The organism is Gammaproteobacteria bacterium (assembly GCA_014075255.1).
Taxonomy (GTDB): Bacteria; Pseudomonadota; Gammaproteobacteria; order UBA4575; family UBA4575; genus JABDMD01.
On sequence record CP046178.1, the window covers coordinates 1,437,108 to 1,459,659 of the forward strand.

General features: G+C 38.9%; 19 protein-coding genes, 1 tRNA gene and 1 pseudogene. 9 read left to right on the forward strand and 12 right to left on the reverse strand.

Annotation, left to right across the window (positions count from 1 at the left end; all coding sequences use genetic code 11):
- Window positions 1-33: 33 nt before the first annotated feature.
- From GKR92_07305 to GKR92_07320, 4 genes are all read right to left on the reverse strand, one after another.
- Window positions 34-3,213 carry a hypothetical protein gene (locus GKR92_07305; GenBank protein ID QMU61514.1) on the reverse strand — a complete coding sequence of 1,060 codons (3,180 nt, stop codon included), beginning with the start codon at window positions 3,211-3,213 and terminating at the stop codon, window positions 34-36.
- Between the two features lie 444 nt (window positions 3,214-3,657).
- Complete coding sequence (locus GKR92_07310) at window positions 3,658-3,870, reverse strand: hypothetical protein (protein ID QMU61515.1); 213 nt, start codon at window positions 3,868-3,870, stop codon at window positions 3,658-3,660.
- A 116-nt stretch (window positions 3,871-3,986) separates the two neighbouring features.
- Complete coding sequence (locus tag GKR92_07315; protein QMU62739.1) at window positions 3,987-4,772, reverse strand: prolyl oligopeptidase family serine peptidase; 786 nt, start codon at window positions 4,770-4,772, stop codon at window positions 3,987-3,989.
- Between the two features lie 105 nt (window positions 4,773-4,877).
- The gene (locus tag GKR92_07320) at window positions 4,878-5,234 is read right to left on the reverse strand and encodes a hypothetical protein (GenBank protein QMU61516.1); all 357 of its coding nucleotides are present in this window, start codon (window positions 5,232-5,234) and stop codon (window positions 4,878-4,880) included.
- Between the two features lie 292 nt (window positions 5,235-5,526).
- On the opposite strand from GKR92_07320, the gene GKR92_07325 reads away from it, so the two are divergent.
- The 5 genes from GKR92_07325 (at window position 5,527) to GKR92_07345 (ending at window position 11,389) form a co-directional block, all read left to right on the forward strand.
- The gene (locus GKR92_07325) at window positions 5,527-6,711 is read left to right on the forward strand and encodes a hypothetical protein (protein ID QMU61517.1); all 1,185 of its coding nucleotides are present in this window, start codon (window positions 5,527-5,529) and stop codon (window positions 6,709-6,711) included.
- A 6-nt stretch (window positions 6,712-6,717) separates the two neighbouring features.
- A complete protein-coding gene (locus GKR92_07330) occupies window positions 6,718-7,467 on the forward strand; it encodes an alpha/beta fold hydrolase (protein QMU61518.1) in 750 nt (249 codons plus the stop codon).
- Between the two features lie 100 nt (window positions 7,468-7,567).
- Window positions 7,568-8,248 (forward strand): hypothetical protein, encoded by a 681-nt coding sequence (locus GKR92_07335; GenBank protein QMU61519.1) that lies wholly within the window; start codon window positions 7,568-7,570, stop codon window positions 8,246-8,248.
- A 146-nt stretch (window positions 8,249-8,394) separates the two neighbouring features.
- The gene (locus tag GKR92_07340; GenBank protein ID QMU61520.1) at window positions 8,395-10,743 is read left to right on the forward strand and encodes a PAS domain S-box protein; all 2,349 of its coding nucleotides are present in this window, start codon (window positions 8,395-8,397) and stop codon (window positions 10,741-10,743) included.
- A gap of 4 nt (window positions 10,744-10,747) precedes the next feature.
- Window positions 10,748-11,389 carry a response regulator gene (locus GKR92_07345; GenBank protein ID QMU61521.1) on the forward strand — a complete coding sequence of 214 codons (642 nt, stop codon included), beginning with the start codon at window positions 10,748-10,750 and terminating at the stop codon, window positions 11,387-11,389.
- Window positions 11,390-11,618: 229 nt separating this feature from the next.
- Here GKR92_07345 and GKR92_07350 read toward each other — a convergent pair whose 3' ends face one another.
- The 4 genes from GKR92_07350 to GKR92_07365 form a co-directional block, all read right to left on the reverse strand.
- Complete coding sequence (locus tag GKR92_07350; GenBank protein QMU61522.1) at window positions 11,619-12,038, reverse strand: hypothetical protein; 420 nt, start codon at window positions 12,036-12,038, stop codon at window positions 11,619-11,621.
- Between the two features lie 266 nt (window positions 12,039-12,304).
- On the reverse strand, window positions 12,305-12,784 hold the full coding sequence (locus GKR92_07355) for an endonuclease/exonuclease/phosphatase family protein (GenBank protein ID QMU61523.1): 480 nt from the start codon (window positions 12,782-12,784) through the stop codon (window positions 12,305-12,307).
- The gene (locus GKR92_07360; GenBank protein QMU61524.1) at window positions 12,784-13,047 is read right to left on the reverse strand and encodes a hypothetical protein; all 264 of its coding nucleotides are present in this window, start codon (window positions 13,045-13,047) and stop codon (window positions 12,784-12,786) included. Before GKR92_07360 ends, GKR92_07355 begins: the two co-directional genes overlap by 1 nt.
- A gap of 212 nt (window positions 13,048-13,259) precedes the next feature.
- Window positions 13,260-14,174 carry a serine protease gene (locus tag GKR92_07365; protein ID QMU61525.1) on the reverse strand — a complete coding sequence of 305 codons (915 nt, stop codon included), beginning with the start codon at window positions 14,172-14,174 and terminating at the stop codon, window positions 13,260-13,262.
- A 190-nt stretch (window positions 14,175-14,364) separates the two neighbouring features.
- Between GKR92_07365 and GKR92_07370 the strand changes: the two are divergent.
- The 3 genes and pseudogenes from GKR92_07370 to GKR92_07380 all read left to right on the forward strand — a co-directional run bounded on the left by GKR92_07370 (window position 14,365) and on the right by GKR92_07380 (window position 18,303).
- Window positions 14,365-15,189, forward strand: a pseudogene (locus tag GKR92_07370) (DUF1538 domain-containing protein).
- Between the two features lie 1,122 nt (window positions 15,190-16,311).
- Window positions 16,312-17,523 (forward strand): hypothetical protein, encoded by a 1,212-nt coding sequence (locus tag GKR92_07375; GenBank protein ID QMU61526.1) that lies wholly within the window; start codon window positions 16,312-16,314, stop codon window positions 17,521-17,523.
- A gap of 312 nt (window positions 17,524-17,835) precedes the next feature.
- Window positions 17,836-18,303: a hypothetical protein gene (locus GKR92_07380; GenBank protein QMU61527.1), complete on the forward strand. Its 468-nt coding sequence runs from the start codon at window positions 17,836-17,838 to the stop codon at window positions 18,301-18,303.
- Between the two features lie 253 nt (window positions 18,304-18,556).
- Here GKR92_07380 and GKR92_07385 read toward each other — a convergent pair whose 3' ends face one another.
- Entirely contained in the window at window positions 18,557-19,660 is a 1,104-nt protein-coding gene (locus GKR92_07385) for a Rieske 2Fe-2S domain-containing protein (GenBank protein QMU61528.1), read from the reverse strand.
- A gap of 332 nt (window positions 19,661-19,992) precedes the next feature.
- Here GKR92_07385 and GKR92_07390 point away from each other — a divergent pair, with 332 nt between their 5' ends.
- Entirely contained in the window at window positions 19,993-20,568 is a 576-nt protein-coding gene (locus tag GKR92_07390) for a TetR/AcrR family transcriptional regulator (GenBank protein ID QMU61529.1), read from the forward strand.
- 80 nt (window positions 20,569-20,648) lie between these two features.
- Here the strand turns inward: GKR92_07390 and GKR92_07395 are convergent.
- The 3 genes from GKR92_07395 to GKR92_07405 all read right to left on the reverse strand — a co-directional run bounded on the left by GKR92_07395 (window position 20,649) and on the right by GKR92_07405 (window position 22,531).
- Window positions 20,649-20,725: transfer RNA gene (locus tag GKR92_07395), tRNA-Met, on the reverse strand.
- Between the two features lie 103 nt (window positions 20,726-20,828).
- On the reverse strand, window positions 20,829-21,920 hold the full coding sequence (gene ychF, locus GKR92_07400) for a redox-regulated ATPase YchF (GenBank protein ID QMU61530.1): 1,092 nt from the start codon (window positions 21,918-21,920) through the stop codon (window positions 20,829-20,831).
- Between the two features lie 29 nt (window positions 21,921-21,949).
- A complete protein-coding gene (locus GKR92_07405) occupies window positions 21,950-22,531 on the reverse strand; it encodes an aminoacyl-tRNA hydrolase (GenBank protein QMU61531.1) in 582 nt (193 codons plus the stop codon).
- Window positions 22,532-22,552: the final 21 nt, after the last annotated feature.

Consider the following 22,552-nt stretch of genomic DNA (forward strand, 5'->3'; position numbering starts at 1 on the left):
AACACTCCCGGGGCTTTTTTATGTGTGTATGTTTTATGGGCAAGAAGCGATAGGCCCAGAAGAAAACCCTATGCTACCTGTATTCGTACCCGTAGCACGACATGCAACGCCACTATTTATAACCCCTTCAATTCTGTTTCCAACACCCGACACAGTGGAATTTGTAACTTGTATTGCATCATCGCTCGTATCACCATCACCAATATTACTAATTGAAGAAGTATCTAAAGAAACAATACTGCGATTAATCAACATTCCATCTCTTGCAGTGGTATTGACTGATAAGTCTTGAATAGCTGCAGTACTTCTTAAGGCATAAACACCAAATCGACCGCTATTGGTAACCGAAGCCATATTTATATTTAAGTTTCCACGATTTACCAAAATCCCATCAAACACTGAGTTAGAAATATTGGCATTATTAAACGTTACATCACCGTATGTGTTGACCACGCCATATCGACCAGAATTCGAAACAGTTAAGTTTGTAGCGGTAACGATAGGCGCAATGGTTGACGTACCCTGTACTTGAAAACCATCCCCTGTTACATTGCTGACTGTTACATTATTTAATGTAACATCTGAATTTCTATAAATATAAATTCCATCTCTATTTGCAGAAGCAGTGATATTCGTAATCGATGCATTAGTTAAATTCAAATCCGAATCTCGTAGATATAGCCCCTCTCTAGCTGATGAATCAATAGTTGCATCGGTAATCGCAACGTCGGAATTATTCGTTAAATATAAACCCTGTTGACCCGCATTGTTAATCCGAATTCCGTTTATAACTGATGTTGTGCTGTGTAGATATGCGCCCTGATTATTTGCATTGACCACATCTACATTTGTTGCGTTAAACGTTGCACCACGACTATATATACCCTGTCTGCCTGCATCTGTAATATCAAGATTTGTGATATTTGCAATAGAGCCGTTATATACATATAGCCCTTGTGTTCCAGCATCACGTATATCCAGGTTATCAATCGTTAAATTTGTGTTTCTGACTAACATACCTTGCGAAGTCGTAGCATCGATAGATACATTATTTAAATTAGAAGTTGTGCTATTTAAATACACTCCGCGATTGGACGAATTGTTTACAGTCAAATTAGATCCATTAAAGAAAGTAGTACTCGTCGCAAGTAAACCTTCCCTACCAGAGTTTTGAATACTCACATCATCGAAATCTAATGAACCTCTATTTACATACAATCCTTGCTGAGCTGAATTCATAATATCGACATTATCAAAATTTGCCGCTGTTCTTAGCAAATAAATACCCTGCCTTACAGAATTATTAACACTTAAATTCTCGGCATTTAAAGTTGCATCTCGGGTATAAATTCCTTGTGCACCTGCATTAGCAATACTTACGTTTTCCAAATCCATTGAAGAATTACCGTATGCATATACCCCCTGGTGACCAGTATTTCGAATAATTGCATTTTTAATGCTAGATGTAGTGTTATTAGTGATAATTCCTTGACTGGTTACATTATCTATTAACAAATTATTTACATTTAATGTTGAACCAGCATATGCATAAATACCATCACGGTTTGCATTCACGTCTATATCTGTAATTGAAGCGTTACTTAAATTTAGTACAGAATTATGTAGCTCAATTGCTTCAGAACCTGATTTGGTAATTGCTACATTATTAGCCGTGACATTAGAACCTGAACGTATCCGCAAAGCTTCTCGCCCAGAATTTGAAATATTAATATTGTTTAAATTGGCTGAAGTATTGCCACTAAAATACACGGCTTCAAAATCCGTATCAGACACATGTAGGTTATTAACGACTGCACTAGAACCCGAGGTCAATAGTAATCCTTGACGACCAATATTAGATATATTGATATTTTCAAAATTAACCTCGGAATTATTTTGCACATAGATACCTTGACGATTTGAAGCAGAATTTAATACATTCGTATTTAACACGCATACATTTTGTGAATTATTAACTCTAATCGGTCTACCACCAGATAAATTTACACCTGTGATGGTTACATCATCATCGTTATTAACATAGATGAGTTCCCCACTACCTGTTCTCGAAATACTTCCTCGACCACCTGCTGGCGTGTAATCCATATCAATTAAACTGCCATCTGGCTTTTGCGCTTGCAATGTAATGTTCTGACCACCACCTACAATAATCTGTCCAGGTGCAGTATTGATTGCTGTTCCACCTACATTAATCGCACCTTCACTACCATCTGCAATAATCAAACTATTCTGGCCTGCTGCAGTTACCGTGCTTGCGACATTTGTGGTGGATGCATTAATCGTTTCAACCGCACTGATCACTTGGCCCGTTTTAGGATTAAGCAAGGACATTAACGTATCACCTTGACGCTCACTCGTTATGATGTCGTCATCACGTTTAACAATTTCAACCATTCTTTTTTCTAATAAGGATAAAGATGGTTTTTTACTTTTCCCACCGAATGGAATTCTAAGTTGAAGCAAAGCAAATGATTCACTACCGCGAACACTATCTTCTGTATATTCTGCGCCTAGGGTTAGACGTGACCCTTGTGAAAAAGATGAGAGCATAGGCAAATCATGAAACCGCATCTCGAATCTAAGCTTAGGGCCACTCACTTTTTTAAACCCGTTCGCATCGTAGTGATAACCACCGACAAAAAAACGGGAATCCTCTAAAAAAGGAAGTTTTTTCCCGATTTCCAAATCGACACCAGACAAAGCTCTTTCTTCACCAAGTCTTGCTTGTATTTGATTACCATTTAATTCAACAACACTTGCGCGATCAGAATCTTTCTTTTTGTTTTCAGCAATATAAGCATTTGCACGAATATCCCATTCAGTGCTAAGCAATTCTCCACCAATCGTCATCTGATCAAACGTATTATCCGTAGTGGATTCTTTCCAATCGTAAAAACCCCACCCACCAGCAATCCAATTGTCATAAATTTTTCTAACACCAAGACCTACATTGCCCTCTTTATAACTATGGTCATCAAAATTTGTTTTAAGACTAACAAATAATAGGGAGTCTTCATTTTGTTGAATAGGTAGAAATAAGTCGCCTTTGGCTAGAGAGCGATCACTTCCAGGTTTAGCCGAGAATTCAATATACCCTTCCCATTTGTCTTGATCTTGTGCAGATACAGCTGCAAGCAACAACGTAAACAGTGTTGCTATAACAAATATTTTTACAGAAAATCTCCGCAACATTTTCAACCACTCACTTCCTTGTTTGGCTCAACGCAATAATTTCGATACGTTCAGCTAGATTTACGCAGCCCTATTTCATCCTGAAAGGACCTATTCTTTATTATGAGTGGTATTTAGGAATTCTTGAGGTTACTGGTCGGGAAATTAGGCCAAATTCAACTGGAAATATTCAATACTAGCACTACGTCATTAGAATAAATGCCGCTGTAGGCGGATTCAGAAACAGATATTTAGTTGCTAAATGACAATATGAAATGCAGCGTAGCTGGCACTTAAATGAGCGCGACGCCTGTATGACACAAGCTTTGAAAAATGAGTTGGCTAAATTTTTACAGCATTACCAGCTAAGGCTGTATTAATTACTAGCTTAAAACATAAAAGCCCCGTAACTGAAAGTTCACAGGGCTTTTTAGGCATCCATGCCAATTGTTAACTCTCCTTAATCTAGCAGATCTTTTCCTTAACTATATTTTTCCCAGCATTTGTTAAACAAATTTCCTGGTGTCCTTTTTTAGACGCACTATCAATTAACTCAACAACTTGTTTGCCTTGAGGATTTGCCTTATTTAATTGCTCAAAAGATGGCCCGCCACCTTGCGCCATCGCTATTTGTGTAGTTAAAAAAAGTGCCATTAAGGCTAATAGTATATATTTCATAATAATCTCCATTTTTAAATAAATATTCACAGGTACAAAAAGAGACCTTTGTGGAAATGAATTGATTACATAAAATATTCTTATTAGTACAATAAACTTGCTTAAATAAAAAAATATTAATTAAAAATCTGCTCAAAAAACACCTGCATACGGTTCCAAGAGTCTTCATCCGCATCTTGGTTATATCCTAATGCGGGTAGATTAAATTTCTTAGCAAACTCATCTGCCTGTGGATTAGTAAAGCTATGCTTAACATTCGGGTAGGCTATAAATTCATACTTTACACCAGCATTTTGCATTTCTTCTTTAAAAGCATCTACCTGATCTGCTGGAATAAATGGATCATCTTCCCCATGCAACACTAAAACTCTAGCCTTAACAGAACCTTTCTTAGCGGGAGTCTCAGTACCCAAGCTGCCATGAAAGCTCACCACGCCATCAACATCAGTTCCTATTCTAGCTAAATGCAACACCATACCACCGCCAAAACAGTAGCCTATTGCAGCTGTTTTAGAAGTATCGGTTTTATCTTGCTGGTTAAGCACTTTAAATGCTGCTGCTAAGCGCTTTTCTGCCAGAGGTATATTTCCAGTGACTTGTTTCATGAACTTGCCCGCATCACCAGGATGCTCAGCTAGCTTGCCATCTCCATACATATCTACCGCAAAGGCAACATAACCAAGTTCTGCTAACTTTTCAGCGCGCATGCGTGCATATTCATTGTGGCCCCACCATTCATGTACCACCAATATACCGGGACGTTTAGTATCGGTAGATGAATCATATGCTAAATAACCATTTAACTTTGTATCACCTACCTGGTATGCAATTTCTTCCGTATAGATTTTTGAAAGTTGCTCACTATTTATATGCTCATCAGCTTGCACGCACACAGATAACATCAACAGTAAAACAATAAAAATATTAAATCTCATTACTCACTCCTGAATTTTCTGACTAGTTCTATTGGCCCATGACCATCGTTATTGTGATTTTAGATTTTACCATTACCTTTTACAGGTATACGATTTAACTAATGCTTCTTCAACGATAATCGAAGCAGAATACTTGAGACCTTTATTTTTTGTTTTCACATGGTCCGCCACAGCCTTAAGCACTTCATTTTTTGTCATTTCATCTGGTGCGCAGATCGCTAATGACACAGATAAATGATCAAACATTGCCCCCACATAGCCGGCGTATTTAGCTACGAGAAGTAAGTCCGCATCTTTAGACGAGTCTTGAGATTTTTCCCACTCCAAAGCCGCTTCCGCTAACTTTTCACCATTATAAAAGTGATACGCCACAGCATATGCGGGAGACACCATAACAACAATAATTAACACTGCTAATATTTTGCTCATTCCACCCTCCAGTTGCTAAAACTTAAATTAATCTTCAATATGAGATCTAATAAAAAAGCACAAACCCCTAAGCTAAGGATATTTAATTGAGTGCGACTATAGAAGAAAGTTCCAGACATGGCAAAACCTACAAATTAATCATAGCTTTCACCTGTCCTTGAGTAGAAATTTTATTGAAGAAAGTCAACTATAATCGAGACTATGAAAAAATTAATTTATACTTTATGTATATAATTAATTAAGCATATATATTATTAGCGCATAAGCTCTAAATACTTCGCAGCATAAAAGCATGCATTCACAAACACTCTTACCACTTATACTTCTCTCTCTCGCAGGATGCGCAACTTCATTAACACACTCTCCTGTTCCTGAACAACTTGTATCAAAAGCCACTGTCATTGACACTCCCTCGATACGTTTTTGGGGAGACGAAGAATCTGAAAACTTTCGAAACACACACAACTTAACCGAATGGCTACAAAAACGATCACAATACTGGGGCACGAATAAATCCACACCTATAATTAACTTTCTTGCTTTATCAGGCGGCGGTGAAGATGGTTCTTTTGCAGCAGGCATTATCACGGGCTGGACGCGTCATGGTGATCGACCAGAATTTGATGTGGTAACGGGAGTTAGTGCTGGCGCCCTAGCAGCACCGTTTGTATTTTTAGGCTCTGAATATGACGACATGCTTTTTGATGTGTATTCAAATTTAGGGCAAGAAGATATTTATCGTACGCAAATTTTCAGCGGCCTATTCGGTGGTAGCGCAATCTTAGATACCCGCCCCTTAAAGAACTTAATTAGCCAATACGTAACTGCTGAAATCCTCGATTTAATTTCTAAGCAGCATTTAAAAGGTCGGCGACTGTGGATAGGCACTACCAATCTCGATGCAGGTAGACCCGTAATTTGGGATATTGGAGAAATTGCACTCAGCGGAAAACCAAATTCATTAGATCTGGTTCATAATATTTTATTAGCATCATCGGCTGTACCTGGAATTTTCCCGCCAGTAATTATTAATGTAACTGCAGAAAATCAGCCTTTTACTGAGCTTCATGTTGATGGAGGTGTAACTCGGCAAGCATTCCTATATCCACCGCAATTAGTTGAATCCGACCTTATTGAAGCAGTAGAAAATAGAGTTGAGCGTAGACTTTACATCATACGCAATGGGCGGAGTCAGGCTATATATGAACCGGTAAAAACCAGCCTATATTCGATTGCTCTTAAATCACTTAGTATGACTATAGAAAATAAAGCGGTGGGTGACTTGTATAGAATTTATGAAATAACCTCACGCGATGGAATAGACTATAACTTAGCTATTATTCCTAAATCTTTTGATTTAAAACCTAAAGAAGCCTTTGATCCCGAATACACTAAAGCACTATTTAATATTGGTTATGAACTTGCTAAAGACGGCTATCCTTGGGATAAAGCGCCTCCAGAAAGTGCAAACAAATAAATACTTATGGATGTAACTTTCGAAAATAACCGTGGCGAAATATTAGCAGGCGTAATCGACCAAGTAGAAAATCCGATTGCACAAGCTATCTTCTCGCACTGCTTCACTTGCTCCAAAGACCATGCGGCGAGTTATCGCATTTGCAAAGCTCTTGCTGATCAAGGCATTCAGGTATTGCGTTTTGACTTCGTTGGTCTTGGTAAAAGTGAAGGCGACTTTTCTACTACTGACTTCTCCAGCAACATCGATGATATTAAAGCTGCAGTAAACTTTTTAACCAAAAATCACTCAGCGCCACAATTATTGATAGGCCATAGTTTGGGTGGCATTGCTGCAGTAGCGGCGGCATGTGAATTAGATGAAATTCAAGCCGTAACGACTATTGCTGCACCTAGCCGTCCTGCACATGTGCTTGATCACTTCGAGCAACATATTCCTAAGATTCTTAAAAATGGTTTTGATGACGTAACAGTCTTTGATCGTTCATTCAGACTCACCAAAGAATATATTTTGGATCTTAAAGATTATGATGAACGCCATTTCATAAGAAATCTGAATAAACCAATACTGGTTTTTCATTCACCTTTCGATGACATCGTTTCAATCGATGAAGCTGCAAGAATTTTTATGGAAGCCAAACACCCCAAAAGCTTTATATCGCTAGATCACACAGATCATTTAATTTCCAAAAAACGCGATGCTGAGTATATTGCAGAAAATATCGCATGCTGGACTAAGCGCTATATAAACCCGTAGCAAACTAATAAGTAATATTGAACTTTATCTGCTAATTATGGTTTAAAGTTATAACCATATTTTCCAATCACTAGCTTTGTTCATCTTAAGGATCAAAATCATGCATAAACATGTTCTTCTGAGTTTACTTTTTATAGGCATTTTACTTATCTCCTCTTCTCAAGTAACTGCAAATGAAGCTACCGCTGAAGCATTGGTTGATGCAGCTACTACTTCAGTAAACACTTTCACGATTGACCCTGACATGAAATGGTTCCGAGACAATATGAGCAATGCCAAAGGCGTCTTAGTCGTGCCTCAACTGGTTAAAGGTGGTTTCATATTTGGCGGGTCAGGTGGCAGTGGTGTTCTACTGGTGAAAGGTGGCGGAAATATCTGGAGTGATCCTGCTTTCTACACAATGGGATCTGGAACCGTAGGTTTTCAAATTGGTGTTGAGGTATCCGAAATTATTTTAATGGTAATGACCGATAGAGGCGTCGACGCACTGCTTACTTCTTCTTTCAAATTAGGCGGCGATGTTAGTATTGCCGCAGGCCCCATCGGTGCCGGTGCCAAAGCTCAAACTGCAGATATTTTAGCATTCTCAAGAACCAAAGGAATTTATGGCGGTGTTAATATTGAAGGCGCTGTATTAAAAATACGCAATGACTGGAATCATGATTATTACGGTAGCGAAACGGCACCGCGCAAAATTTTGATCGAGCGTAAAGCCACTAACTCACATGCAGATAACTTGCGCAATGCCGTTGCAAATCTTGCAATAAGAAGCGGCGGATAATGTACACAAGATAATAATTCAGGTTTAAATTCAATACGTTAATCAGAAATCTAATAAAATCACCATAGTTTTTATAAGGAATATCATAATAGTATTAATGCAATAATAAGCTTATTTATAATTATAGAAGTTGATTAAACAACACCATGGCAATCAACCCTCCTCCACTCGACAAAGAAGTCTCGCGTATTGCTGCGCTGATGCGCTACCGTGACATCGATTATTCTGATGAAACGGAATTTAATACCATCACCGAATTAGCGGCAGATATTTGCAAGGTATCGATCGCTTTAGTGAGTTTTGTGGATACCAATGATGTAAAACTTCGATTTAAGTGCGGCTTAGACGGAGTATCCAGCGTACCTAGAGATATTTCATTTTGCCACCACACAATAATGGGGACAGATCCGCTAATAGTAGAAGATGCAAGACTAGATCCACGCTTCAAAAATAGCCCCGTGGTCACGAATGATCCAAACTTTTTCTTTTATGCAGGCTTTCCTATTATCACAGTTGATGGCCACGCAATTGGGGCGCTTTGTGTGCTAGACGATAAACCCAATCATCTAAATTCATTTCAAATTAAATCATTACAAAAGCTCAGTAAAATTGTTGGGAAATCTCTTGAATCTAAGCGCTTAGAAGTAGAGAAACAGCAACAAGAATCTCGTAGTCGTTTATTTTTCAAACATGCCCCTATATGTATTCATGGAATTGATCTAGATGGCTGCTTTACCAGCATGAATCCAATTGGATTAAAAATGCTAGACCTAAAACTGGAAAGCCAAGTGCGAGGAACCCCCTACCTTTCTAATGTAGCAGAAAAAGATTACGACCGAATTAAATGCCTTCTTGATAGCGCTTTACAAGGCCAAACATCTACTTTTGAATTTGCAGGCACTAATGGAGACATTTACTCATCATGCTTTGTTCCAATTAAAAATTTACAAGGCAATGTAACCAAGCTTATGGGCATTTCTGAGAATATTTCTATTCGCAAAAATGCTGAAGAAAAATTGGCAAAAGAAATGGAACGCTTAGAGCTTGTTATGTGTGCTACTAATGACAGTGTTTGGGATATGGATAAAATCACAAATAAAGTCTGGTGGAATAAAACCTATACCGACAATTTTGGTCGACCACCAGAAGAAAATACCTGGGATTGGTGGCTAGAGAGAATCCACCCTAATGACCGAGAACGCGTACAAAGTTCTCTTGCGAATATTACGGAATCAACTTCAGAACGCTGGGATGAAAAATATCAATTTAAAAAACCAGATGGTAGTTATTGCTATGTAGATGATCATGCATACATCGCACGAGACAAAAAAGGCAAGGCTACAAGAGTTTTGGGGGCTATGCGAGACATCACCAAGTCAAAAAATGCTGAACAAGAGCTACGTGAAATAAATATTGCGCTCAGCCACTCTTTGCCAGGAATTTCACGTTTAGACAACAATGGATTGTACACTTATGTCAACAATACTTACGCAGAGCTACTAGGATACTCGCGACAAGAGCTTATCGGTCAATCCTGGAAAGTGACTGTAGATCCCAGTGAACTAGTTATTGGTGAACGCGGTTATCGACAAATGCTCGAAAAGGAGAATGTAGAATTCGATATTAAAGGCGTTAAAAAAGATGGATCGACTATCTTCAAACATATTTTGATTTCAAAACGCATGGATAACAATGGATGTTTCATAGGACATCAGTGCTTTATGAAAGACATCACAGATCGTGTAGAAAGCGAAAAGAAACATAAGCAACTGCAACATGAATTGGCGCATGTTTCACGACTAAGCAATATGAATGAAATGGCTACCGGTTTAGCGCACGAACTTAATCAACCTTTAAGTGCTATTTCGCTTTATTGTGATGCTGCACAAACACTAGTGGCTGCTGAACCTAATATTAACCATAAACTATTAGAGATCATTCAAAATGCATCCGAACAAGTCCACCGTGCCGGGGAAATCGTACGACATTGTAGACAATTCGCCAGTAAACAACCTATGGAAAAATGCGCGATAAACTTAAATGATCTCACCCAAGAAACTGTGCGTTTCTTAAATTCAGATGCCCTAGACCATGATATTTCAATAAACGTCACATTAGATAAAGAATTGCCCTCTATTGAGGTAGATAAAGTTCAAATTCAACAAGTATTGGTGAACATAATACGCAATGGCTTAGAAGCCATGCAAAACAATAATGGAAAAGCTCGCACCCTTACCATCTACACACACCTCAATGGAAAAAATAAAAATAAGCCTGAAGCCCAAGTGTCGATTAAAGACACCGGCCCGGGTCTTGAAATTTCACAAATCAATAATTTATTTCAACCGTTCTATACCACCAAATCAACCGGGATGGGAATGGGTTTATCCATTAGCCGTTCAATAATCGATGCCCATGGCGGCAAGCTTTGGCTTGACCCCATTCATAAAAAAGAAACGCAGTTTCACTTCACATTACCTATTGATACAAGATAATTAGATGTCAACACAAGGTACAGTTCATGTTGTAGATGATGACCCCGCAATTCGTAATGCACTTACTGCATCACTAGAACTACGCGGCCTAGTAGTTGAGAACTATGAATCAGCAGAGGATTTTCTACGCTCTTACCAAGACAATAAAATTGGCTGCTTGGTATTAGACATCAGTATGTCAGGAATAAATGGACTAGAGTTACAGGAAATTCTTGCTGAAAAAAATCACAACATACCCATAATATTCGTATCAGGTCATGGCGATGTTCCCATGTCAGTTCAAGCGCTTAAAAATGGCGCGATAGATTTCCTTGAAAAACCATATCGGCAAGAAATATTACACGATCGAATCGAACAAGCGTTGGACCAATCCAAAATACTTAGACAAAAATCAGCAGAATTAGCGAGTTATAATGAACGCATTAACCGCCTATCGCCCAGAGAAAAACAAGTATTGGCTATGTTAGCTACTGACAACGCCAACACCTCTAATAAGAAAATAGCCGAAGCATTAGATATTAGTCATCGTACCGTTGAAGACCATCGCGCAAAAATTATGTTGAAAATGCAAGCTAACTCACTGTATGAACTAATAACTATGGTAAAAAGTGCAAGCTCTGTACAGCTTAAACCTCAAAATACCTAAACAGCCGCCAATACATCTATCTAAATCTTAAAGAAATACATCCGTGTTCATACGGATGTAGAGATACGGATTTACACATTTCCTCTCAAACCACATACTTTCTCTATTGAAAGTAATGCTTCGTGATACTACTGAGAATTTTACTTGGGTTTGGGGATACTTTGACGAGGTTTAACACTCGCTTAAGCCTCGTCAATTCAATACCTGTTAATAACTAATGCGTAAATTTTTATCTTGTTGTCTTTAACAGACGCGCAAGTGCTTTTGGTGCGTCAGAATTTTTATCTTTATACCAATACATTGAAGAGTTATAGCCGGTTTCTATACCCCATTGCATGGCTGGGTCTTTAGCTTGCTCAACAATTATTCTTGCTTCCATAACTGATTGTTTATCGGACAGACCTTGGCGTTGTAGATAAGAATCTAACACTAAAATTAATTCTTGCTCTGGTACTTCATGCACCTCCGCAAAATATGCCAACGCACCATAGGTGTACATCGTCATAACAGCCTGTTGAGGTGGAGTGACATCACGTATTGACGCTTGTGATTTACTCTCGATCATAAACTTCTGCAACAAGTCTAATATCAAGTTATAAGAATCAAAATTTGGCTTTCTTTTACCAATAATCGTCTCAAGTACAGACACAGTTACTTCCCTAAATACTATTATAGAATTAATTGAATATTGATTATTCTTTTGTAATTCAATTGTTTATGCAAGGTAAATTGTGGTCAAGCTATGCATAACAGCATGTAGCAAAAAGCCGATAGACACCTCTATAGGCCACTAATTAGTTACATTCTAAAATCAGTTTAATACTTTGCTAAAAGGCTTTTTGATCACTCACCGTAAAGGCCCAATCAGTTTCTAGTTGTGGACCATTAAGGTATTGATGGACTGGTGCACCAAACTCATAGGCAACCCGATGACCAACTAAATCTTAACTCAGCAGAGAGTGGATTATGATCTGAAGATTTAACATGGTGCGTTCCAGTACTCTTCGGAGTGAGTGCGCGCACGTAAATATGATCTAATAATTGACCAAATACAGTTTTACGATGATCTTCTTGAAAGGTTAAAGCATCAAGCTCATGCTCAAATGCCAACGCTTCAAGAATTTTCATGCGCTTTTTACGCCAAGTATTAAAATCACCAGAAAGTATTATCGGCCCAGTATGCCTAGCTAACACTTCTCTTACTTTATCTATTTGTTTGCGAAATTGCTTAACGCCAAAAGTAAAATTAATAGCATGAATATTAACTACAATAAGTGTTTCATCAGTATCTGACAAAGCGTATTCGGTAATATTTGTAGCCTTTGGTGTTGCTAACCATGGCTCCCAGCAAGTGAGATTATGAGATCGTAATGGCTCATGCTTACTTATCGTCATTACTCCCGTTGTGCGTTTTTTGTCTTGTAACCTTTTGTAAAGGACCAATGCACGGACTCATCAAAGGCCTCAGTTAAATCTGGATGAAGTATTGCTTCCTGGATGATCACAAGATCTTTACCATTTGCAAGATCCGATAAATCTTCTCGCCAATTTGGCTTAAGGCCTTTTTTAATATTCCAGCATAGAAAATTTATACTAGAAGCATTCAATTCTGAAATATTTGAATCTAAGGCTGCTATTGATCGATTTTGTTGATACAAATGATTTCCATATCTGAACAGTTATTAATTAAATTAATCTAATATCCCTAGACCTAGATCAAGCTCTTCTTAGACCCTAACGCACCCAGATTAAAAATTATGTAGCGAATTGCATATTTGGACAAATATAGGGAATACAAGGCTATGCCTATGAATATTAGTTGATAAAGTTGATTATCTAGTAAAAGTATTTAGCAACGCCTTACTAAAACTTACTTTCTACGTTCTAGCAGTTTTTCATACTGTTTAAGAGCATCCGTTGTTCGCTCATAACCAAATTCAATCAATTCATCCGCACGATCGAAATCAAACCAGCCGCAAATATTTCGCGGAATCTCAATCACAATATCAGGCCGATAGGTTGCCAACTTAAAGCGTGTTATTGAAGATTGCATGGTATCCATCGACTGAGTCATTAAATTGAAAATTCCTAAATTGTGCTTATCCTTTTCAACATCGCCTTTAGGCAACATACTATCTATTAGTTTCTCAACACCTAATTGATATTTATTTTTAGCGTGGTTTTCCTCGCTAGCTTCAGATACTTCTTCGCATTCAGTCGAAAATATTTCAGATGGCCCATTTAACGCAACTGCTATAGTTAACTCAGTATCATCATTTAAGGTTGGCGCAATGGGTACAGGATTAATAATTCCACCATCCACAAGTAGACGATCTGAATATTGTACTGGGGAAAATATCATTGGCACTGCAATTGAAGCTCGTATGGCTTCGAACAAGGACCCACTTGTAAGCCATATCTCTTTTTGCTCTAGAATATCAGTAGCGACTGCGGTGTAACCAATAGGCAAGTCCTCAATCGTACGGTCTTTAATAATCTCATTAAGTACCTCAATTATCTTCTCACCTTTAAATAATGATTTTCTGCTAAATGAAATATCCAACAATCGAATAATATTTCTTCTTTTTAATGCCTTTACCCATTCAACATATACGTCAAGTTCACCGGCAGCATAAATTCCACCTACTAGCGCACCTATAGATGAACCCGATATATATTTAATATCGTAGTGATGCTCTTCCAAACAACGTATTACACCAATATGGGTTAATCCACGCGCTGCCCCACTACCCAATACTAATGATATTTTTCTTTTTCCACTCATCGTCTCACCAATAAAATAAAAATATTAGACCTTATAAAACAGGATGTTAGCTAGTAATTTTACTATTCAATTAGCATTTAGAACATATTTCAGGTTAATAATTACATTAACACCATTCATCTTGTTGAAAACTTAAGGAATATAGGGAGCCGCCGATATAACTCATTAACTCAACAAGTGATTTAAAATAATGGACACCCTCAAGACCCCTGATAATCCTCGCTTTCGCTTAAGTCTTCGTGACACTTTGCGTGTGTTATGGCCCTACAGTAAACGAAACTTCATGAGCCAAATTGAAGGTATTTGGTTTATTGTTTTTTATCTCATTATATTTCAACTATTAGTTCTGCAACTTCCTATTGTGTATGCAGCCATGATTGCAGTGGGAATTTTTATCGTCGCAGTCGGCTTGATGTTTTTCATGGAAGGCCTGCGATTAGGCTTAATGCCACTAGGTGAAATTATTGGCAGTATCTTACCCCGCAGTAGCGGTATGCCCATCATTTTACTATTCGCATTTTTACTCGGCGCTGGAGCGACCTTTGCTGAACCTGCTATAGCGGTACTTAAAGCAGCAGGTAGTGGTGTACTACCTGATAAAGCACCCTTACTGTACAGCTTATTAAATGATTTTTCTGGCCAACTCGTTAGCAGTGTTGGAGTCGGCGTTGGTCTTGCAGTAATGTTAGGTGTATTACGTTTTTTCTATGCATGGCCGTTAAAATTTCTTGCCATACCTGCAGTACTTCTTTTGCTTACACTATCTTTTTTCTTTAGCCAAGTTCCAGAATTACGCGACATACTTGGACTTGCATGGGATTGCGGTGCAGTAACAACAGGCCCCGTTACCGTTCCATTAGTGCTTGCACTTGGAATAGGTGTATGTCGTGTCGTTAGTAGTAGCACAGGTGGTGGCGGTGGTTCTGGGTTTGGTATTGTTACACTAGCATCATTGTTCCCAATACTTGCTGTTCTACTTCTTTCTCTATATCACTACACAAGTAATGATTATTATGGAGTATCTAATTACAAAGGCACTGAAATCGTAGCAACTCAATCAATTGACGCAACCAGCGATGAGAAAAGCGTAGACACAGAATTAGTTGCAATAACCGATGTTGAATTTGATAGATATTTAAAAACTGGCGAACTGCCTGATGGTTATGAACTAGATTTTAATGGTGGTCGTGCTGAACTAATTAATGGAGAAATTGTTGTAACTGATCCAAATTTAGTCGTTAAAAAAATATACTCGCGTGAATATAAAATTATTGATGAGAAAACTTGGGATGCTGAGTCTTCTTTCTACACTCAACTAAAAGAAGCCACTATTGGTGCACTTCGAGCAATCATTCCACTATGTTTATTTTTATATTTTGTACTTCGCCTAGTGCTTAAACAACGTCTAGACAAAGGTAATGACGTTGGCATTGGTGTGACCTTTGCACTGATTGGCATGGCACTGTTTAGTCTTGGCATTGCGCTTGGCTTAACTCCTCTCGGCGGTCAACTTGGTAGCAATATACCTATATCCTTTGCAGAAATAGTACCTTGGGGTCTTGATCATTCAGAAGGGCCATTATTTGGCGAAGGCCATCTAGGAAAATTAGTCGCCATCGGCTTTGCATTCTTCTTAGGTTACGGAGCAACGCTTGCGGAACCTGCGCTAAATGCATTGGGTGATACCGTTGAACGCATCACTGTCGGCGCCTTCCGCAAAAAGCTACTTATGCAGGCGGTTGCTATAGGCGTTGGCTTAGGAATTGGAGCTGGCATCGTGAAAATGGCTTATAACTTGCCATTAATCTGGATGCTCATTCCTCCTTACGCCTTAGTTTTATTATTAACCTGGCGCGCACCAAATAGTTTTGTAAATTTTGGTTGGGATAGCGCAGGAGTTACAACTGGACCCATTACCGTCCCTCTTGTATTAGCCATGGGCCTTGGTGTTGGCGCCAATGTTCCAGGTGTAAGCGATGGATTTGGAATACTTGCGCTCGCATCAGTAGGTCCAATCATGACTGTACTTTCAGTTGGCCTCTACACCCAAAGAAATGAGAAAAAACTACAAGCAGCAAGTGAGCCTAATCTTGAAAGTGATTTAGATAGTGACTCAAAACAACTAGGAGCCGCATAAATGTTTAACAGTAAACACCATATTTCACTGATCACAGCAGTATTACCAGAACCATCTGCTAAAGCAGTGATAGATGATCTAACCTCAAACGAAGTGACTGATGTTTTAGTCTCAAATGCACGTGGAACACTGCTTCGTGATCATTGGTGGAAATCCTGGGTGCCGCCCATTAGCCCTTCAAAAACCATGTTACGCATGGTCGTTTCTGCGCCCGATGTAGATCGCGTTGTCAATACCGTAATATCTGAAGGACGACTCGACTTGCAAGCAGCAGGAGCTGTTTTTAGCACACCATGTGAAAGTGCTTACGTTGGATCTGAGTTTCATAACTTGCGTACTAAAGAAACGTTAAATACCACCACCGAATCAAACAAACTATCTGAAAATTTAAGTGCAATCTTTTGCAGTGTTGGTCACAGCTTAAGTGATCGAATTGCCAAAGCTGCAATCAATGCCGGAGCACACGGACCTATTGTGCATTACGCAGAAGGCAAAGGCTTACGGGATCGTCTCGGATGGCTGCGTATTACCAAAGACAGTGAACAAGAAATATTAATGGTTCTTGCTGACAATTCAGATGTAGAAGGAATTTTTGCAGCGATGGCTAAAGCTGGTGAATTTCATTTGCCAGGACGAGGCTTTATGTATCGACTTCCGATCGATAAAGGTATGTTTAATTTGCCTGGTCGCATTGCAAATCCTCACTACCCTGCAAACACCCAACAAATTATTCATGCAATTGATCATTTAACGGGACATAAACATTGGCGTGATCAAGCAGTGTTCAATGTGGGCGGTGAAGGCAAAGGAATTGGACTAAATCTTGGGCAGAAAGATAATCAAGAACTCACTAACCAAATATGCTTCTCTGCAGTCGTTAACCGTGACCAATCACAAGATTTTATGGATCTCATGCTAGACGCAGGAGCGCCAGGCTTAAATGTCAGCTACTCACGATTTGTTGCAATGAACGAAGAAACGCATGAACATCCCGATATAGCTAACGCACATGTAAGTCAAGAATATGCAACGATTCGCTGCATAACAAATCAAGCAACAGCCGACTCAGTAACGGATGCGGTAGAATCGAAAGCCGAAGAAAAAGGCATAAAAGATGTATGTGTGCTAGCCCATGCAGTACCACGTATAGCAAAATATATCCCCGGCACAAAAGACCACCGCGCAAAACCTAAACTAGCAATGGCCTCATAAATAACTTACATCACACCATAGTTTTTTAGTTTGCGTGTAGCGTCAACACAGAAAAGTTGTAGTCGCTACTACATTTGAGTCACGTTTCAATATCATGGCAGATTATTCTTTACATCAAAACTTATAGTCTTATTTGAACGAGTGTTCACATATTTTGGACAATCGCATACCTCTCCCAAAAAAGCACTTTGTATACATCACTTTATTAAGAAAGCATAATGAGATTGCGCAAGTATAATGTTTGGCGTAGGCTAATTTTGAGATAATAAATAACATCAATAGTAAACCTATTTTAAACAGGGGATTTATATTGTGGAATTTTTAATAGTAAAAAAAATTGTTATAGCAACTTCTTCTGTGCTGTTGTTATTTTCAGCAGCCACCGCAAGCGCTGATAAGAAAGTGAAATTTGAAAACGATGCGCAGCTACAAGAAGTTATTAAAGTAGGCAGCAAATGGGAATGCAAATGGAAACATACACCACCAGCAACAACCTCAGGCACAAAGACTTATACATATGAAACTGTATCTCTAAACAAAATCACCGCAAAAGTCGTCAATTCATACTGTCCTGATAGTGTTGGTGCAATTGAAAGTAATTATAAGAAAGGAAAATTACATGGTGTTTTAACACAATCTGAACCTTGCAATGATACCACCAAGGGGCATTACAAAGTTTACGAAAAGAAAGATGGAAGTTTTTATATGAAAGGACCTTATTCTTTCAAATGGACAGATGGAAATACATACAAGGGTAATGCTACCTGCCATCCAAAATAACAGTAAGTATCGCTCCGCAATTATTAATTTGCGTGTAGTACCAACGCGCATAGGTGATGACTATGCGTGGACTTGAACCACGGACCCCAGCATTATGAACTTTAACTTTATATAATTAACTTTAAATAAATTCAGCCACTTACGACACCTGCCCTTATTAAAAACCCTGTTCAATCAGGTTACAACCCAGCTCACCAACGATTGATACTGTCACAATTTCATAAATATTATATTCGCTTTAGGTCGTAAGAGATCATTTGCTATGTCCAATATATGCTAATACTTTTTCCTGATACGTTCTTACTGTACTTTCTCCTCGTTTAGCAGTCTGCGCAACACTGTACAAAGGGGAATTCATTCCCTTCTGCACTTGCTCACATACGTAAATATCCTCTTCCATGAAATCCCCGGAGTTAAGCTGATCATCTGATTTGTCCGAACTCGAATATAACCAAGAGATTGCAGAGCCAAGAAGTTTTGCTGTTTTGGAAGGCATAGCACGTGTCCGCGTTTCTACAACGCATTTGTCAGGTGCTACTGGTTTCACATGGAATGTACTCCATGTAGATTCTGATTCAGCCAACCCTAAATTTGGAAATAACATAGGAACGTAAGCCCCTACTTTATCTTTTGGAATATGATCAATGAGTGGCATCTCTGGCTTATGCCCTTTGCTTAATGGCTCATAAAACCAATAATGTGGCCCATCCCATCCGTAATCTGCTTTTTTATGGTCGTACATATATAACGTCTTTTGATGCAAGTATCGCAAGTGATAAACATCCATGAAATTTTCTACAACGATTTTCCAGTTCGCTTTAATCTCGTGATGTGTACTGTATTCAGGATACTCTTGAAGCTTTTCAGGATGGTGTGGCCCTAAGTGTGGAAGTACTTGATCAAAGTAATCACTTGCTTTTCCTGCATCAGGATCTACATGCACCCATAACATGCTCCGCCACACATCAACGGATGCAGAGTGCAAACATATGCTATCAATATCTAAGTCTGAAAATTCTTCTTTACGTTCAGGAACACCTTTTAATTGACCATTTAAATCATACGACCAATGATGATAAGGGCACGTCATAAAATCGGATAACTTTCCTTTACCTGTTACTAGTGGTGTACCACGATGACGACAAATATTATGGAACGCTTTTAATGTACCGTTGTTATTAACGACTAGTATCGGATGATTTCCTACTTGTGCTGTTGTGTAATCTCCATGTTCACTAACATCTTCAATTAATCCCACAAACTGCCAGGTCTTAGAAAATAAAAACTCTTGTTCTTTATCGAACCATTCTTGCGATAGGTAAGCTTCTTTAGGCAACACAGGTACTTTATTACTCATTGGAACGCCTCCCATATAATGTATGCACTGAACCAAAGCCAAGTTAACACAGTTATCCAGTATAAAATTGGATTTACATTTCGATGTATGGACTCGATAAAATGAGTTGTACCGGTAAATAAATCCGGTATCACCCAATATAAAAATAGAATTGCCCATATCCACTGATAATTTGGATAAAGCACTACCGTTATGTAGATCAAGATCAATCCAATAATAGTTCGCCATTTGACGTTCGCGAGATCCATTTGTTTATATCCAGTTAATTATCAATACTGATAATTAACTCTTGTAGTTGTTTATTGTCAAATTTGATAATAAACTAAGGGTCTATGCCAAGACCAAGCCTGAAAGCCCAGAGAAGTGAAGAGATATTGGATGCTTACGAGCGTTGTGTTTCGAGATACGGTGTAGAGGGCGCTACTCTAGAAAAAATAGCAGAAGAAGCTCAACTGCAACGCAGCTTACTTAGGCACAATGTGGGCAATCGAGATGATTTACTCTATGCGCTAGTAGATAGATTCATACCAAAAACTATGAATGATTCAAAACTACTTGAATCCTATATATCCAGTAAAACAACACCAAAAGAATTTATTAACTATTTGTTTGATGAGTCATATTCTGACAAACAATCTATTCTTGTAGCAATGGCACTAATTATTGCTGCACCCAACTACCCAAAAATTAGGCCCCGATTACAAAAGTGGTCTGAACACTTTACTAAGTCAATTATAAGAACTCTTAAGCAAATCAATCCAAAAGCTAAACCGAGTGATTATCGAATTGTTGCGGCAGGACTTGTGGGTATTTACTTCAATGTAGAATCACTTAGCCCATTGGGTTCAATGAAAACATTTAGGAGCGATTCAAAAATTGCTGCAATTCGTTTGATTGAATCTATTTGATTGCCTGACTTGTTGTACTTTGATAAATTTGTGTATCGCTTCGCGATAACTAATTTACGTGGAATACCCCCACGCAAGGGTGGTGGCTATGCGTGGACTTGAACCACGGACCCCAGCATTATGAATGCTGTGCTCTAACCAGCTGAGCTACATAGCCATATTTGATTTTTGATGGCGGACCTTATAAAACGTCGCGACCAGTGTCAATTCTACCTAAATCGACCCCAATTATTACAGATCCAGTTCTAGGTATTTAAGCCCTACACATTGAACCTAAAATGAACTACATCACCTTCATTCATGAGGTAATCCTTTCCCTCTAGGCGCCATTTCCCAGCATCTTTGGCTCCTGCCTCACCATTTGCATCCACGTAGTCCTGAAAGCCCACCACTTCAGCACGTATAAAACCTTTTTCAAAATCGGTGTGGATTTTTCCAGCGGCCTGAGGTGCCGTAGCTCCCTTTGAAACGGTCCAAGCTCTAGCCTCTTTTGGGCCAGCAGTAAAAAACGTTTGCAGACTAAGTAGTTCATAGCCCGCTCGAATGACTCTGTTTAACCCCGGCTCCTCTAAACCTAATTCTGATAAATATTCTTGCTGCTCATCGCGATCAAGTTGCGCAACTTCTGCTTCGATTTGCGCGCATACAGGAATCACTTGAATAGATCTCTTCTTGGCTAGCTCTTCAAGATTATTTAAGTGTTGGTTATTTTCAAAACCATCTTCAGCAACATTGGCGATATAAAATGCAGGTTTGCCGGTAATTAATTGCAGTTCGCGAATCAAAGGCATTTGTTCTTTACTAACTGTATAGGTAAACGCAACTTCTTCGTTTTCTAAATGCTCTTTTAGCTTTTTATATAATTCCAGCTGGGCCACCGCTTCTTTATCACCAGATTTTGCAACACGCTCTACTCTATAAACCGCTTTTTCAACTGCTTCTAAATCTGACAAAATTAATTCGGTATAAATGGTTTCCAAGTCAGATAATGGGTCCACCTTGCCATCTACGTGAATAATATTTTCATCATCAAAACACCGCACCACATGAGCGATCGCATCGGTTTCACGTATATGACCTAAAAACTGATTCCCCAGGCCTTCTCCTTTTGATGCTCCTGCAACTAATCCGGCTATATCCACGAATTCCATCGTGGTTGGAATGATTTCTTCTGAAGTTGCAATGCTTGCTAGCTGATCTAAACGCGGATCTGGTACGGGCACGATACCTACATTTGGATCGATCGTACAAAACGGATAATTTTCCGCGGCAATTTCTGTCGCAGTTAACGCATTAAACAATGTCGACTTACCAACATTAGGTAACCCCACGATTCCACATTTAAAACCCATATCTAATACCCAAAGTCTTTACATGCACATTATTTAGAATGCAGTCTGCGCATGGCTGCTTCCAAATCACCGCTAACACAGTCTTCAATTGTGTTCATAGCATCGATAATTACATCATCGACTGCAGCGCGATCACTCTTACTGATTTGTTTAAGCACATAACCGACCACTTGGTCTTTATGCCCTGGATGACCTACTCCTAACCGTAATCGCCAAATATCTCTACTTAAATGAGAAAATATACTGCGCAGACCATTATGGCCGCCGTGCCCACCCGCCCATTTAATTTTCGCCTCACCATTCGGTAAATCGATTTCATCGTGCGCGACTAAAACTTGTTCGGGGGAAATCTTATAGAAGTCACAAAAAGGTCGCAGCGATTCACCGCTGTCATTCATATAGGTTTGGGGTTTAAGTAACCAGATCTTTTCACCCTGACAGGAAAAGTGAGCAACCTCACCTTTAAACTTTGTTTCTAGTTTAAACGTTGCGTTTTCTCTACAGGCTAGGGTATCTACAAACCAAAACCCGGCGTTATGCCGGGTTTGTGCGTGTTTTTCGCCTGGGTTACCGAGACCGGCAATCAGACGTATGCCCTTAAACTTAGACATAGTGTTCAGGACGCAAGTGGT